The sequence below is a fragment of the Flavisphingomonas formosensis genome, assembly GCF_009755815.1.
Taxonomy (GTDB): Bacteria; Pseudomonadota; Alphaproteobacteria; order Sphingomonadales; family Sphingomonadaceae; genus Flavisphingomonas; species Flavisphingomonas formosensis.
This window is the reverse complement of the sequence record NZ_WRPK01000006.1, coordinates 381,860-396,324: the sequence shown is the minus strand read 5'-3', so window position 1 is coordinate 396,324 and position 14,465 is coordinate 381,860. Positions and strand designations below refer to the sequence as shown.

Sequence of the window (14,465 nt, the reverse complement as noted above, 5' to 3'; positions counted from 1 at the left end):
CTGTGCCGTCCCGGCCTGCCACCACCGTCCTGGAGATAGTGCGGGAAAGCTTCATGGTAACGGATCAGGTCAAGGATGACGATCGGCAGATCGCCGAAGCGATCGCGGTTTCGGAAGTGCCGCTCATCGATTTCGCCCCTTTTTTGAACGGCGGCGCGTCCGAACGCCAGGCAGTCGCCGAGCAGATTGCGCGCGCCTGCGAGACGATCGGCTTTTTCTACCTGACCGGCCATGGCGTCCCGCCCGAGTTGCGGGGCGCCGTGTTTGACCGGTCTGCCGAATTCTTCCATCTTCCGATGGCAGAAAAGGAGAAGGTCCGCGTCACCGACGAATGGAATCGCGGTTGGATCTACTCGGGCAATCCGGAGAAGCTCGACGCCAACAGCCGCGTGTTCGAACAATATCGGATCCAGCGCGAATTCGATCCGGACGATCCCGATCTGAAGACAGGCAATGTCTTCTTCCAGCCCAATCGCTGGCCGCCGCAGGTCGACGGGTTCGATCGTGACTGCATGACTTATTATGATGCGATGGCGCGGTTGTCCGCCGAGTTGCTCCATGCCTTCGCGCTGGGCCTGGGCCTGCCCGAGGACCGGTTCGACCGCTATTTCCAGAAATCGGTCTCGCAGATCAGCCTGATGTATTATCCGCCGCTTCCAGAGGGCGCCGGCAACGAGATCAAGAATCTGTCCGCTCATGCCGATGAGGGCCCGGTCGTCATCCTCGCCCAGGGCGAGATCGGCGGACTGGAACTCAAGACGGTGGACGGCCGCTGGCTGGCGGCTCCGCCGGTGCCCGGCGCCTACACGGTCAATATCGGCAACATGATGATGTGGTGGTCCAACGGACGCTACAAGTCGACGCTGCACCGGGTGCGCAACACCTCCGCGCAGGAACGCTTCTCCATCCCCTTCTTCTGGAATGCCGACCAGGACGTCGTGGTCGAACCCCTGCCGGAACTGGTAGAACGCGACGGCCAGGCCAATTTCCCGCCGGTGCACGTCGCCGCACTGCTCTCGCGCTTCTACAAATCCTCGGTCTACATCCCGTTCGAGGACAAGGATGCGAAGCCGGCTTGAGGTTGCGCCTCGCCCACGAGCGGCAGGCCGTCCGCCGGGGAGAGCCGCCGCGCGTGTCAGTCGTAGCAATCGGGCGCGAGGCGCATCGCCTGGATCGCGACGGGATCATGGAACAGCAGCATTTCGGCGTCATGCTCGGTGCGAAGCGCGTTGAGCCGGCGGATCGCCGCCAGCGCTGCAGCCTCGTCATGACATTCGCCGGGAAGCACCTCCGTCTCGAAATTCTCGGCAAGATCGCCCGCGTCGAACGGCAGCAGGATGGCCTTTCCGCTCGGCAAGTCGATCATCGCCGACTGATGCCCGGCGGTGTGCCCACGCGTGTCGAGCAGGGCGAGGCCCGGCATCGCCTCCCAATCCCCGTCGTGCAGATCCCAGTCCAGCCTCGGCGCGCCATAGTCGCGCAGCAGATAACCCGCCCCCGGCGCGCCGCCGAAGCCCCAGGCATATTCGCTGCGCTGGATCGAGATGCGGGCATGCGCGAAGCGGGCGAGGCCGGCGCAATGATCGTAATGAAGATGCGAAAGGATGACATGGCCGATATCGGTGCAGGTCACTCCGATCGTTTCCAGCTGCGCCTCGAGCAGATGCGCCGGCCGCACCACCGGCGGCGACCAGCCGTTCGCGAGGAAAAGAGTTTCCCGCAGGAGCGGATCATTGGAATAGCCGGGATCCACCCCGGTATCGAGCAGCACCCAGCCCCTGTCGGTATCCAGCAGATAGGCACAGACCGGCTCGGCCAGGATGAAACGGCCACCCCGATCACGGGTGGATACCGTCTTGGGCAATATCTCATAGCCGCACAGAAGCACATGGAGCCGTCGCACGGCCGTCCCGCCGCTCCTGCCCGCCTTGCCTTCGCCCATTGCCCGTCCTCATTTTTCACTTTGGAAAAATCGTCGCCCGGTTCATCGTCGATCTTCCCGCAGGAAGACAAGGCGAAAATGGTGAGCAACGAGGATGCGAAGCCATCCGAGGATATCGGGCGGCATCTGCGCGAGATCCGGCGCGAGCAGGGGCTGACGCTGGCGGCGGCCAGCGCTCGTACCGGCGTTTCGATCGCGCATCTTTCGAAGATCGAGAATGGCCAGATTTCCCCTTCCTTCGATATCATCAAGCGGATCTGCGACGGTCTCGCGGTCAGCATCGAGGAGTTCGTCCGCCCCGGCCGCAAGACACCGGTCACCGGCCGCAAGACGACCACGAGGATCGGCGAAGGCGCGCGCTTCACCAGCGGCCAATATGATTACCGCGCCCATGCGACCGAGATTTCGCGCAAGAGCATGACTCCGCTCGAAATGGTGATCCGCGCGCGCAGCGTTGAGGAATTCGATCACTGGAGCCGGCATCGCGGCGAGGAATTCGTCTACGTCCTGTCCGGCGAGATCGAGGTGCATAGCGAACATTATGCGCCTTTCCAGCTGAAGGCCGGCGAAAGCGCCTATTTCGACAGCAGCATGCGCCATCTCTTTCTGTCGCGGGGCAAGGTGGATGCGCGCATCCTCTCGGTTTCCCACGATCCCGGCGAACGCGGTGGCCTCGTCACCCCATTCATGCAGCCGGGCGCGCGTCCCGCACCGGAAGAATAGTGAAAGAATTTTTCGTATCTGAAAATTCTGCTAAAGCCTGCGGAGCGGCCACGAATCGCGCCGATCAATCCCAGGATCGCTCATGACCATCGCCTCCATCGAAGCCGTTCCCTTCCGCCTGCCGCCGCGCCGCGATTTCAAATGGGCCGGCTTGCAGGTCGATCTCGGCGGCTTCGTGCTCGTGCGGGTGACGACCGACAGCGGCATCGTCGGCTATGGCGAAGCGACGCCGCTGCCCGACTGGGGCGGCGATTTCGGCCGCCACGCCGGCGAGACGCTGGCGACGGTGACGGCGATGGTCAACGAGGTGTTCGCACCCGCCCTCGTCGGCACGGATCCCACCCAGGTGCGCCATGCGCGAACGATCATGGACCGCGCGGCGATCGGCAATGTCTACGCCAAATGCGCGGTCGACATGGCGCTGCACGATGCCTGGGGCAAGATTACCGGCCTGCCGGTCTACAAGCTGCTCGGCGGCTCCGTGCGTGCCAGCGTGCCCGTCGCCCACATGGTCGGCCTGATGGGCGAGGAGGATGCGCTTGCCGAGGCCGAGGGCGCCGTCGCCGACGGCGCACGCGCGCTGCAGATCAAGGGCGGCGTCGATGCCGAGCGCGATATCCGCCTGACTGCCGCGCTGCGCCGCTCGCTCGGCCCGGACGTGCTGCTGCGGCTCGACGCCAATCAGGGCTATGGCCATCCCAAGGCCGCGATCCGGATCGTGCGCCGGCTCGCCGAGGCCGGAGTCGATCTGGTCGAGCAGCCGGCCGCGGGCCTTGCCGCCATGGCCGAGGTGACCGCCGCCGCCTCCGTGCCGATCGTCGCCGACGAGAGTTGCTGGGACATTCACGACGCGCTCGATCTCGTCGCGATGCGGGGCGCCGACTGCATCTCCATCTATCTGGCGAAGGCCGGCGGCTTCGTCGGCGCGGCGAAGGTCGCCGCGATCGCCGAGGCGCGGCACATCGCCTGCGACGTCAACGGATCGATCGAATCCGCGATCGGCAATGCCGCCAACGTCCATTTCGCGCTCGCCATGCCGGCGGTGACGCTGCCCGCGGTGATCCCGATCAGCGCACCGGCCGGCACCCACCCCTATCGCATCGCCGGTCGCTATTATGAGGACGACATCGTCGATGCGCCCTTCCCGGTGAAGGACGGCGCGCTGCTGCCGCTCGACGCGCCCGGGCTCGGCATCGCGGTGAACGAGGCGAAGCTCGCCCGTTTCCGGTGCGGCTGACCATGGCCGAGCACGAGCCTGCGATCGGATACCGCTTCGCCGCCGATATCGGCGGCACCTTCACCGACATCGCCTGCCTGTCGCCCGACGGCGTGCTGGCGACACGCAAGCTGCCCTCCACGCCGGAGGACTATGCCCGCGCGATCGTCGACGGCATCGGCGCTCTCGCGGCGGAGCTCGGCATCGGGCTGGACCGGCTCGAGGAGGTGCTCCACGCCTCTACCATCGCCACCAACGCGATCCTCGAGGGCAAGGGCGCGCGCACCGCGCTGATCACCACCCGCGGCTTTCGCGACGTGCTCGAGTTGCGGCGCATCCGCGTGCCGCGCCTCTACGAGCCGCTTTACGAGAAGCCGGCGCCGCTGGTGCCGCGCCGCCACCGTTTCGAGCTCGCCGAGCGCATGGGACCGGCGGGCGAGACGCTGATCCCACTCGACCTCGACGAGGTACGCGCGCTCGCCGCCCGCCTCGCCGAGGCGGAGATCGAGGCGGTGGCCGTGTGCTTCCTCCACAGCTACGCCAATTCCGGCCACGAACGCGCGGTCGCGGAGATATTGCGCGAGGCGCTGCCCGGCCGGTTCCTGTCGATCTCCTGCGACGTACTGCCCGAGATCCGCGAATATGAGCGGACCAGCACCACCGTCGTGAACGCCTATATCGGCCCGGTCGTCGCCGACTATCTGTGCTCGCTGCAGCAGCGGCTGGGCGAAGCGGGTATCGCCGGGCGCCTGTTGATGATGCAGTCGAGCGGCGGCACGCTCGATGTCGCGCAGGTGATCGCCAGGCCCGCGACCGTCGTCGAGAGCGGCCCGGCCGCCGGCGTGGTCGGCGCCGCGCGACTGGGCGGACGCTCCGGCCATGGCGATCTCATCACCTTCGACATGGGCGGCACCACCGCCAAGGCCTCGCTGGTCGAGGGCGGCGACGTGGTCGCGACCGACGAATATGAGGTCGGCGGCGGCATCTCGCTCAACAGCCGCATGGTGAAGGGCGGCGGCTATGCCCTGAAGCTGCCGGTGATCGACGTGTCCGAGGTCGGCGCCGGCGGCGGCAGCATCGTGCGGATCGATGCCGGCGGCGCGCTCAAGGTCGGTCCGGACAGCGCGGGCGCCTCCCCGGGGCCGGCCTGCTACGGCGCCGGCGGCACCGAAGCGACCGTCACCGACGCCAATGTCGTGCTCGGCTATCTCAATCCCGACGCGCTGGCCGGCGGCAGCGTGCCGATCGACGCATCGCTTTCCCGCGCGGCGCTCGGCCGCATCGCGGATGCGCTCGGCCGGGACCTGCTGGACGTCGCCCATGGCGTCCACCGTCTCGCCAATGCGACGATGATGCGCGCGGTGAAGGCGGTCTCCACCTATCGCGGGCGCGACCCGCGCGATTTCACCCTCTTCGCCTTTGGCGGCAATGGCGGCGTCCATGCCGCCGCGCTCGCCGCCGAGCTCGGCATGACGCACATCCTGGTGCCGCCGGGCGCGGGCGTGTTCAGCGCGGTCGGCCTGCTCTTCGCCGATTTCGAAGTGTCGCACACCCTCGCCTGGCGCCATCCGCTCGGTGCCGACGCTCCCGCCCTGCTTGCCGGCCACCTCGCCGCGCTGGAAGAAAAAGTGCTGGCCGAGATGCGCACGCACGAGCCGGTGCGCCTGCGCTGGCGGGCAGATCTGCGCTATCGCGGACAGGGCTTCGAGCTGCCCGTCGCAATCCCGCGTGGCCCCGTCACCGAGGAGACGCTGGCCGCGATCCGCGCCAGTTTCGAAGCCGAGCACATCCGCAGCTACGGCCACGCCCTCGGCAATCACCGCGTCGATTTCGTCAGCCTGCGCGTGACCGGCACGCTGCCGCCGCGCGGGCCGAGCGGCATCGCGGGCGTGCGGCAGAGCATCGCGCCCGCGGCGGGCGATCGCCCGGTCTATTTCGGTGCGGGCCACGGATTGATCGCGACGCCGCTGATCGGCCGCACCGCGCTCGACGGAGTGGCGCGGGCCGGACCGTTCGTGATCGAGGAATATGAGGGCACCACGCTCGTTCCGCCCGGCGCCACGGCGGCGCGCGACGCGGATGACAATATCGTGATCAGGCTGCCAGACGGAGGCGCTTCATGACCCAGCTCGATCCGATCCTCATGGAAGTGTTCAAGAACGGCTTCGAGGCGATCGCCGACGAGATGGCGTTGATCCTGATGCGGACCGCCCATTCGCCGATCGTGCGCGACGCCATGGATTTCTCGACCGCGCTCTGCGATCCTTCGGGGCAGACCCTGGCGCAAGGGCTGACGACGCCGATGCATCTCGGCAGCTTCTACGACGCGATGCGCCACCTGATCGCGCAATATGACGGCGATATCGCGCCCGGCGACCTCTTCATCGGCAACGATCCTTATCTGGCGAGCGGCCAGCACCTGCCCGACGTCTATGTCATCAAACCGATCTTCGCCGCGGATCGCCTGGCCGGCTGGGCGGCGACGATCGCGCATCATGTCGACGTGGGCGGCCTCGTGCCCGGCAGCAATTCGATCGGGGCAACCGAGATCCATCAGGAGGGCCTGCGCCTGCCCTTCATGAAGCTCGAGGAAAAAGGCGTGCGCAACCGGACGCTGATGACGGTGATCGCCGCCAATGTGCGCGTGCCCGATCAGGTGCTGGGCGACATACAGGGCCAGATCGCCGCCACCCGCGCGGGCGAGATCGGGCTCGATGCGCTGGTGCGGCGCTACGGTGCGGACACCGTCGCCGCCTATGGCGAGGCGCTGCAGGATTATTCGGAGCGGCTGGCCCGTGCCGCGATCCGCGAGATTCCGGACGGCGTCTATCGCTTCACCGATCATATCGACGGGCTCGGCGAGAGCCCCGAGCCGATCCGCTTCGAAGTGGCGCTCACCGTCTCGGGCGACGAGGTCGTCGCCGACTGGACGGGCACCTCGCCACAGGTGAAGGGCGGCATCAACGCACCCCTCTCCTTCTGCAAGTCCAACGTCTATGCCGCGCTGCGCTCGGTGATGTCGGCCGACGTGCCCAATTGCCACGGCTATACGCGACCGATCACGGTGATCGCGCCGGAAGGCAGCCTGGTGAATGCCGTCTATCCCGCACCGTGCGGCGCGCGCGGCATCACCGGCTATCGCATCGTCGACTGCGTGTTCGGCGCGCTGGCCGAAGCCGTGCCGGACAAGGTAGCGGCGGACGGCGCCGGCGGCTCGACCTTGCCGAGCTTCGGTGGCCGGGTCGACGGCGAGACCTTCGTCTTTTCCGAATGCATCATGGGCACCTGGGGGGCCACCTCGACGCATGACGGACAGGATGGCGTGCCCCATATGGCCTCCAACCAGGCCAATGTGCCCGTGGAGATGATCGAGGCGGACTATCCCATTCGGATCGAGCGCTACGGCTTCGTCACCGACAGCGGCGGCGCGGGCGAGCATCGCGGTGGTCTCGGCCTCGCACGCGACTATCGGCTGCTCGCCGACGATGTCTATTTCGGTGTCCGGTCGGACAAGGCGGATCATCCGCCGCACGGCCTGTTCGGCGGCCGACCCGGTGCTCCCGCGGTCAATCGTATCGCCTCGGCCGGAGGCGAACGGCGCGTGCCGACCCTGCCGACCGAACCGATCACGCTCGGTCGCGGCGACGTCTTCCGTCACGTCATGGCGGGCGGCGGGGGCTATGGCGATCCGCTCGATCGGCCCGCGGAGCGTGTCCTCGACGACATTCTCGACGATCGGGTGAGCATCGAGCAGGCTCACGAGGCCTATGGGGTCGTGCTGACCGCGGGCCTTTCGATCGATCATACCGCCACCATCGCCCGCCGCGCCGCCTTGAGGGGAGCATCATGACGACCGTGCTGACCGACCGCCGCATCGTATCGGACATCGATCCCTTCTCGCCCGAATTCCGCGCCGATCCCTTCCCTCATTATGCGCAGCTGCGCGATCTCGGGCCGGTCGTGTGGCTGGAGAAATACGACATCTGGTGCGTGCAGCATTATGCCCAGGTGAAAGCGGTGCTCTCCGATTGGGAGAATTTCAGCAACGCCGGCGGCGGCGGCCTCACCAACTATTTCAAGACCAAGCCGTGGCGGCGGCCGAGCATCATCCTCGACGTCGACCCGCCGGAACATGGCCGCACCCGCAAGGTGCTGATGGGCGTGCTCTCGGCGCCGGCGCTCAAGGCGATGAAACCGGGCTTCGAGGCCGTCGCCGCGCGGCTGATCGACGCGGCGCTCGATGCCGGCACGATCGAGGCGGTGAACGATCTCGTCCTGCCCTTCCCGCTCACCGTCTTCCCCGACGCGGTCGGCATGCCGCCGCTCGACCGGCATATCATGCTCAAATATGGCGGCATGGTGTTCGGTGCGTTCGGCCCGACCACCGACTGGTATCATGAGCTGATGCGCGACGCCGAGACGGTCAGCGCGTGGATCGACGCCCATTGCGAGCGCGACGTGCTCGGCGCCGATGGGCTTGGCGCGGGCATCTATGCCGCGGCCGACGCGGGCGACATCACCCACGAAGAAGCGAAGCTGCTGGTGCGTTCGCTGCTCTCGGCAGGCGTCGACACGACGATCGATTCGATCGGCCTGGCGCTGCGCGCGCTCGTCGACTTTCCCGATCAGTTCGCGCTGCTGACAGAGGATCCCGCGCTCGCGCGCGGCGTGTTCGAGGAAGCGACGCGCTACGATTCCTCCAGCCAGTCGCTGTTCCGCACGACCCTGCGCGAGGTGGAGCTGGCCGGCCAGCGGATCGGCAAGCACGAAAAGATCCTGGTGCTGATCGGCTCGGCCGGGCGCGATCCCGCCAAATGGGAGGAACCCGACCGGTTCGACATCCGCCGCAAGATCGTCGGCCAGATCGGCTATGGCTGGGGCATCCATGGCTGCGTCGCGCAGATGATGGCGCGGCTGGAGGGCGAGGTCTTCTTCCGGACGCTCGGCGAGAAGGTCGGCAGCCTGGAACATGCAGGGCCTTCCGAGCTGCGCCTCGTGCCCGGCCTGCGCGGTCTCGCCAGGCTGCCGATCGCGCTGACGCGGTGATGAAGCCGTCGTTCGGATTGAACATAGATTGGGAAAGGTAGGCACATCATGGCCACGGTCATCGTAGCAGGCGGCGCGACCGGCATCGGCCGCGCGGCGGTGGAGGGTTTTCGTGCCCGCGGCGACGATGTGCTGCTGGTCGATCACCGGGCCGAGGCGGCCGAAGTGGCGGCGCAGGATGCGCCGGGCCGATGCATCTTCCTCCACCGCGATCTCTCCGATCCCGCGGCCCCGCGCGAAGCGGTCGAGGCGACGATCGCGGCGTTCGGGGCGCTCGACACGGTGCTGGTCACGGCCGCGGTGATGAATTCCGCCCCGCTTGCCGACTGGACCGACGCGATGTGGAACGATTCCCTCGCGCTCAATCTCAAAATGCCGTTCTTTTTCGCACAGGCAGCGGCTCCCTGGCTGGCCAAGTCGGACAATGCCTCGATCCTGTTCACCTCTTCCACGGCCGCGCTGCGGGGCAATGCCGGCATGCCCGCCTATCACGCCACCAAGGCCGGGCTCGCCGGGCTCGCGCGCAGCCTGACGGCCGAGCTGGCCCCGCTCGGCATCCGCATCAACTGCATCCTGCCCGGCTGGATCGACACGCCGTTCAACAACAGCTTCTGGGATTATCAGGACGATCCCGCCGCCAAGCGCGCGGAAATCGACGGCAAGATCCCCCTGAGGCGCCACGGCGAGCCCGAGGAAGTATCCGGCATGATCCTGTTCCTGACCTCGCCTGCCGGCCGTTATGTGGCTGGCACTTCCCTCGTCATCGACGGCGGCTATACGGCGGTCTGACCATGCATCTCGCCGACAGCTTCTCCTCCTATGTCCGCCCCGCGCTGCGCGGCCGCCTCGGCGCGGTCGCCGCCGCCCATCCGCTTGCCGTCGCGGCGGGCCAGGAGATGCTGACCCGCGGCGGATCGGCCGTCGACGCGCTGATCGCGGCGCAGGCGGTGCTCTGCGTGGTCGCGCCCGATGCGTGCGGCCTCGGCGGCGACATGCTCGCGCTGGTGCGCACGCCGGGCGCGGGCGTGACCGCCGTGAACGGTGCCGGTGCAGCGCCGGCCGGCCTGTCCACCTGGTCCGATACCGGCGCCAACAGCATCACCGTGCCGGGCATCGTCGACGGCTGGCAGCAGCTCGCCTCGCGCTGGGGCAAGCTCCCGCTGGCCGCGCTGCTCGAACCGGCGCGCCGCATCGCCGAGGGCGGTTTCGTCGTTCCGCCGGGCCTGGCGGCAGCGGCCCTGGCGCAGCGTGACCGTCTGGAGAAGGGCGGCGCAGGCCGATGGGCGCTGCTCGGACTGAAGGCAGGCGAGCGCTTCTTCCAGCCGGAGCTCGCCACGCTGCTCGCCGCGATCGGCCGGAATGGCGCCGATGCCTTTTATGCAGGCGAAACCGCTGCGGCGATCGCGGCGGCCGTCGGCGCGCTCGGCGGCGCCCTCTCCCGCGACGATCTTGCGGCCCATCGCAGCGTCGTCGCCCCGCCGGTGACGATCGCGTTCCGCGACGTGCGCGTCGCCGTGCAGCCGCCGATGACCCAGGGCATATTGCTGGCCATGGCGCTGGCCGGCCGCGAAGCGCTGGGCGAGCCGGCCGGGGATCGCGAGGATCATCTCGCCATCGAGCTGACCGAAGCCGCCTTCGCCTATCGCGAGCGGGCAGGAGAAGGTGCGGCGCTGCTCGCCGAGCCGCTGCCGATCGATCCCGAACGCGCGGCGCGACGCGGCGGCCCGCGCGCCTATCTTCACACTGCGGGCGTCGCCGTGTCCGACGCGGAGGGGATGGTCGCCTCCTCGCTGGTCAGCGTGTTCGACGATTTCGGTTCCTGCGTGTTCGTGCCCGCCTGCGGCATCGTACTCAACAACCGCGCAGGCGGCTTCACCGGCGGCGCCAATGCGCCCGGGCCGAGCCGCCGTCCGGTACATACGCTGGCGCCAGCGATGGTGCTGAGCGGCGGCGATGCCATTGCGCTGGCGACGCCGGGCGCCGACGGGCAGGTGCAGACATTGCTTCAGGTGATCGGCAAGGTGTTCGGCGGCGGCCTGGATCTCGCCGCGGCCATCGCCGCCCCGCGCTGGCGCAGCGAGGGCGGCGACATTCTCATCGAGGCGGCGCATCCCATGGCCGCGGATCTTGCGGCACGTGGGCATCGGCTTCGCACGCTGCGCGACGGGGAGATGCGCTTCGGCGCGGTGGTATGCGCGGGCACCGGGGGAGAAGGCCCCTTCGCCATTGCCGACTGGCGCCGGGAGACCTGGGCCGGCGTCGCCTGACGGTCGAGAGGCTTTCCGAGCCGCTCGACCTCGTCATCCCGACGGAAGGCGGGATTCATCGGGCCATGATGACATCGGGTTGAGCTTCGATCGTCATTCCCCGCGGAGCCTGGAATCCGCACATCGTCGGATACCGACTTACTGGAAAACGAGAAGTCGAGAGATGCCTGCCCCCCCGCGGTCGAGATGATCCCGAGGGCGTCGAAGGATTGAGGTGATGATGATTATTCGCCCGTCCTCATCCTGCTCCCCATAAAGTTTTCGGAGTGACACTTTGCCGCCTGGTAAAGTGTCATAGCCGACAAAAGATCGATCCGGCTTTGAAGGGGGATTCACATCGTCCGCTTTCTGTGCTTGATTCAATCCCGTTATGTTTCACACGCCGCTCGAGCGCAGTCAGTCTGGCCGGGGAGATGTCTCCTCCCTTCTGGATCAGCTCGCGCGCTGCAGCACCCGCCCCCGTTATGCCTTCATGCTGCTCACCCTGATCGCGGACGTGGCGCGTCCGGACGGCAGCGCAGGGCCGATCGTCCGGCGGGATGGCGAGCTTGCGTTGTTGCGCGATTGGCTGTGCGATGCGCTGACCCCGATGGGCCAGCGCGATCCACGGCGGCTCGCACTGGTCGAACGGGTGCGTTCGGAGCTCAGCAATACCGGTGACCTCCCCGCGGAGGCGGCCGCCGCCGACGAGCGCATCGATGAGGAAGTGCGAATGCGCGTCCGGGCGTCCGGCAAGACGAATTTGAGCCGGGCGGTGTCCGAGCTGGTGCAGGCCGGCCTGCTCCGCCGCCATTATCAGGGCTATCGCGTCGATCATCATAATCGCGGCGCGCAACGCCAGGCGGTCTATACGCTGGTGGGTCCGGCGCGCGTGCTGATGCATCGCGGCGCTCCCGCTCCTTCGCCAACCCCGCCCCGCCAGGGCGTGCTCGCGCTCGGCTGAGGAGCGCTCGCGCGCGACGGACGGCGGATTGCGCGGCCTTCGCCGTTGTAATCGATCAGATATTTGGTCCGTCCGTCTGCAGGGCGAGGTCGGCCGGCGGCGCGACGAGATCGCCGATCTCGCCCGCGTGGAAAGCGGCGCCGATCCCGGCGAGGATTATTTCGCTCCGATCGCCGTGATCGCGGAGCTGGCTGGCGATGCCGTTTTCGAGGCGCAGGCCTACGGCATCCTCTTCGCGCGATCTACCCGCGCTGCCCGGCCGAACCTGCGCGGCAACACCGCCCTGTTCCGCCGCGCGATCGAGAATATCGTCCGCAACGCCCTGCGCTTCGCCCCACCCGCCAACCTGGTGACCCTCGCCGCCGCGCTCGACGAGGCCGAGGGCGCCTATCACATTACGGTCAGCGACACCGGCCCCGGCGTCGCCGCGGCGGACCTCGGCACCCTCTTCGACCCCTTCGTCCGCGGCGACCCCTCCGACTTCGGCCTCGGCCTCGCCATCGCCCGCTGCGCGGTGGTGGCGCATGGCGGAACGATTGAAGCGAGCAATGTGCCGGAGGGTGGGTTCAGGGTGATCGTCACGGTGCCGACGATGCCATGAGCTTCGCCGCCTTACAATGACGCGAGATGGTAGTTAGCTTCCGTTCTCAAGATCAGGAAACCACTCGTCGATTGCCGACTCGCTTACACCACACGAACCTGTCCACCATTGGACCGGATAAGGCCAATCGTCCTTGTGCCAAGGTGTTTGCTCACGCTTCGCGTCGGGCACAAATCCGCGACGGAAGTCAGGTCGACCAGGATCGATCAGAATGCCGGCATAACCGAGAATGCCGATCAGCGTACGTCGTTCCGAACTATTCGAGGGGAACAGACCCGACAGCGCCCGTTCCAAATCGCCCAATCGCCCCTTCTGGCCAATACCCTTCGCCGTTTCAAAAATGGATCGCAGAATTTGCCGGTCCTCATCGGTCGGCGTGACGGCGCCTTCCGCCGCAAGCGCCTCTAGGTCGAGCGCGATATATCGAGGGTTATAGTGGCGAACTCCACCCCACTTAATTCGTTCGAAATTCAGGATGTTGGGATCGGCCGCATTTTGATATTCTCCGCAATACACGCAACGAGCGCCAGCGCTTGAATGCGCCTGCATGTGCCGACCAACCGCATAACTACCTAGAGCCGAACGAAGTTCGAGCCGCCTTGTCGAAAGGCTTGCGAGAAACGCGCGGGTCACGGCTCCGCTAGTTGTTCGAGCGACGGCATTGATTGCCGCGTCCACCGCCTCGTCGTGAGAGACTTCAACCGGATCGAACATCGATCCGTGCTCCTTGGCGTACGCGAGATCGTCCGGAGACACCGCTCGTTCGCGCTTCCAACCTGACGGAGACCAGAATGTATCTATGAGGATTTTACGAGCGCGTTTGTCGAGAGGCATACTTGATAGTCGCCTACATCGTAGCAGAACTCAATGACTGCAGTTGGGCGCTTGCTGCCCTCGTTCACCCAAGTTTCCCGTTGTGACATGCTACCTGTCGTATTTGCCCGTCCAGCCCTGCCAAGCGACCTTGCAAGACCTGAGTGTCGCCCTCGCCTAAAAGCAACTCTCTCTGGGCCGAACGCCGCTTGAGATGCTGACGATGGGGCACAGCGAGCTTGTCGCCCCTGACGATGACGCCGGTGATTTCGGCGGGGCGGTCGACGAACGTCTTCTCCTTATGATACCGAAGACCGTAGCCGTGGATCATCTGCTTCATGCGCCAGATGTCTGATAGAGGCACCTTCTGGCCCGAGACCGTCACATCGTCGATATAGACGGTGAGTTTGTAACCTCGCTCCCGGCAGAAGGCGTCCAGCTTCGCCCAAAGGTCGCAATAAGCGAAGTAGGCCATGATTGGGCTAAGTGGACTGCCGGTGGGTAGCCGCCCTTGATAGGTGGACAGCCTCGTGATGATCGAAGCGACATCCTTCCGGCATTTCATAACCGTTTCGAAGAACCAGAACACGCGGCGCGACGGTGTGCTCGGAAAAAACTTCTTGATGTCCAAACAATGCACCACCCTGCTGGCTCGGTGCGAGGCTGCGTTGGTGACATAACACCGACCTTTAACCGGGCAGAATAAGAAGTCGGGCGGATCGATGGCAGCGAGGAACTTAGCGAGCTTGGCCTGCACCGCCTTCAGCGGCGCTGTTGGATTCTCAACATGGCGCTTGCCGCCGCCTTTCTTCGCGATATCGAACTCATGGTAGACATCGGCCTTGCCAATCAAGGCAGTGAGCCCGTCGTCGGTGAGGCCAAGTATGTGAGCAAGCTTTGCTGGACTGCTCACC

The 14,465-nt window shown here is 66.6% G+C and carries 13 protein-coding genes; 10 read left to right on the top strand and 3 right to left on the bottom strand.

Annotated elements, in window-relative coordinates; all coding sequences use genetic code 11:
- The first annotated feature begins 53 nt into the window (after nt 1-53).
- Entirely contained in the window at nt 54-1,079 is a 1,026-nt protein-coding gene (locus tag GQY20_RS18525; protein WP_157218599.1) for an isopenicillin N synthase family dioxygenase, read from the top strand.
- Nucleotides 1,080-1,135: 56 nt separating this feature from the next.
- On the opposite strand, the gene GQY20_RS18520 is transcribed toward GQY20_RS18525, so the two are convergent.
- A complete protein-coding gene (locus GQY20_RS18520; protein WP_157218598.1) occupies nt 1,136-1,942 on the bottom strand; it encodes an N-acyl homoserine lactonase family protein in 807 nt (268 codons plus the stop codon).
- Nucleotides 1,943-2,020: 78 nt separating this feature from the next.
- On the opposite strand from GQY20_RS18520, the gene GQY20_RS18515 reads away from it, so the two are divergent.
- From GQY20_RS18515 to GQY20_RS18475, 9 genes are all read left to right on the top strand, one after another.
- Nucleotides 2,021-2,665, top strand: a complete 645-nt coding sequence (locus GQY20_RS18515) for a helix-turn-helix domain-containing protein (protein ID WP_157218597.1) — start codon at nt 2,021-2,023, stop codon at nt 2,663-2,665.
- Nucleotides 2,666-2,747: 82 nt separating this feature from the next.
- Nucleotides 2,748-3,902, top strand: a complete 1,155-nt coding sequence (locus GQY20_RS18510; RefSeq protein WP_157218596.1) for a mandelate racemase/muconate lactonizing enzyme family protein — start codon at nt 2,748-2,750, stop codon at nt 3,900-3,902.
- Nucleotides 3,903-3,904: 2 nt separating this feature from the next.
- A complete protein-coding gene (locus tag GQY20_RS18505; RefSeq protein WP_157218595.1) occupies nt 3,905-6,004 on the top strand; it encodes a hydantoinase/oxoprolinase family protein in 2,100 nt (699 codons plus the stop codon).
- On the top strand, nt 6,001-7,731 hold the full coding sequence (locus GQY20_RS18500; protein ID WP_157218594.1) for a hydantoinase B/oxoprolinase family protein: 1,731 nt from the start codon (nt 6,001-6,003) through the stop codon (nt 7,729-7,731). Before GQY20_RS18505 ends, GQY20_RS18500 begins: the two co-directional genes overlap by 4 nt.
- The gene (locus GQY20_RS18495) at nt 7,728-8,927 is read left to right on the top strand and encodes a cytochrome P450 (protein WP_157218593.1); all 1,200 of its coding nucleotides are present in this window, start codon (nt 7,728-7,730) and stop codon (nt 8,925-8,927) included. Before GQY20_RS18500 ends, GQY20_RS18495 begins: the two co-directional genes overlap by 4 nt.
- Nucleotides 8,928-8,975: 48 nt before the next feature.
- Nucleotides 8,976-9,716 carry an SDR family NAD(P)-dependent oxidoreductase gene (locus GQY20_RS18490; RefSeq protein ID WP_157218592.1) on the top strand — a complete coding sequence of 247 codons (741 nt, stop codon included), beginning with the start codon at nt 8,976-8,978 and terminating at the stop codon, nt 9,714-9,716.
- A gap of 2 nt (nt 9,717-9,718) precedes the next feature.
- On the top strand, nt 9,719-11,194 hold the full coding sequence (locus GQY20_RS18485) for a gamma-glutamyltransferase (RefSeq protein ID WP_157218591.1): 1,476 nt from the start codon (nt 9,719-9,721) through the stop codon (nt 11,192-11,194).
- Nucleotides 11,195-11,564: 370 nt separating this feature from the next.
- Complete coding sequence (locus tag GQY20_RS18480; protein ID WP_157218590.1) at nt 11,565-12,137, top strand: hypothetical protein; 573 nt, start codon at nt 11,565-11,567, stop codon at nt 12,135-12,137.
- A 28-nt stretch (nt 12,138-12,165) separates the two neighbouring features.
- Nucleotides 12,166-12,738, top strand: coding sequence for a sensor histidine kinase (locus tag GQY20_RS18475; RefSeq protein ID WP_157218589.1), 573 nt, complete (start codon nt 12,166-12,168; stop codon nt 12,736-12,738).
- 33 nt (nt 12,739-12,771) lie between these two features.
- Here the strand turns inward: GQY20_RS18475 and GQY20_RS18470 are convergent, their stop codons facing one another.
- Together GQY20_RS18470 and GQY20_RS18465 are read right to left on the bottom strand one after the other, a co-directional pair.
- Nucleotides 12,772-13,452, bottom strand: coding sequence for a hypothetical protein (locus GQY20_RS18470; protein ID WP_157218588.1), 681 nt, complete (start codon nt 13,450-13,452; stop codon nt 12,772-12,774).
- Nucleotides 13,453-13,636: 184 nt separating this feature from the next.
- Nucleotides 13,637-14,464, bottom strand: a complete 828-nt coding sequence (locus GQY20_RS18465) for a reverse transcriptase family protein (RefSeq protein WP_232476142.1) — start codon at nt 14,462-14,464, stop codon at nt 13,637-13,639.
- Between the last annotated feature and the right edge of the window lies 1 nt (nt 14,465).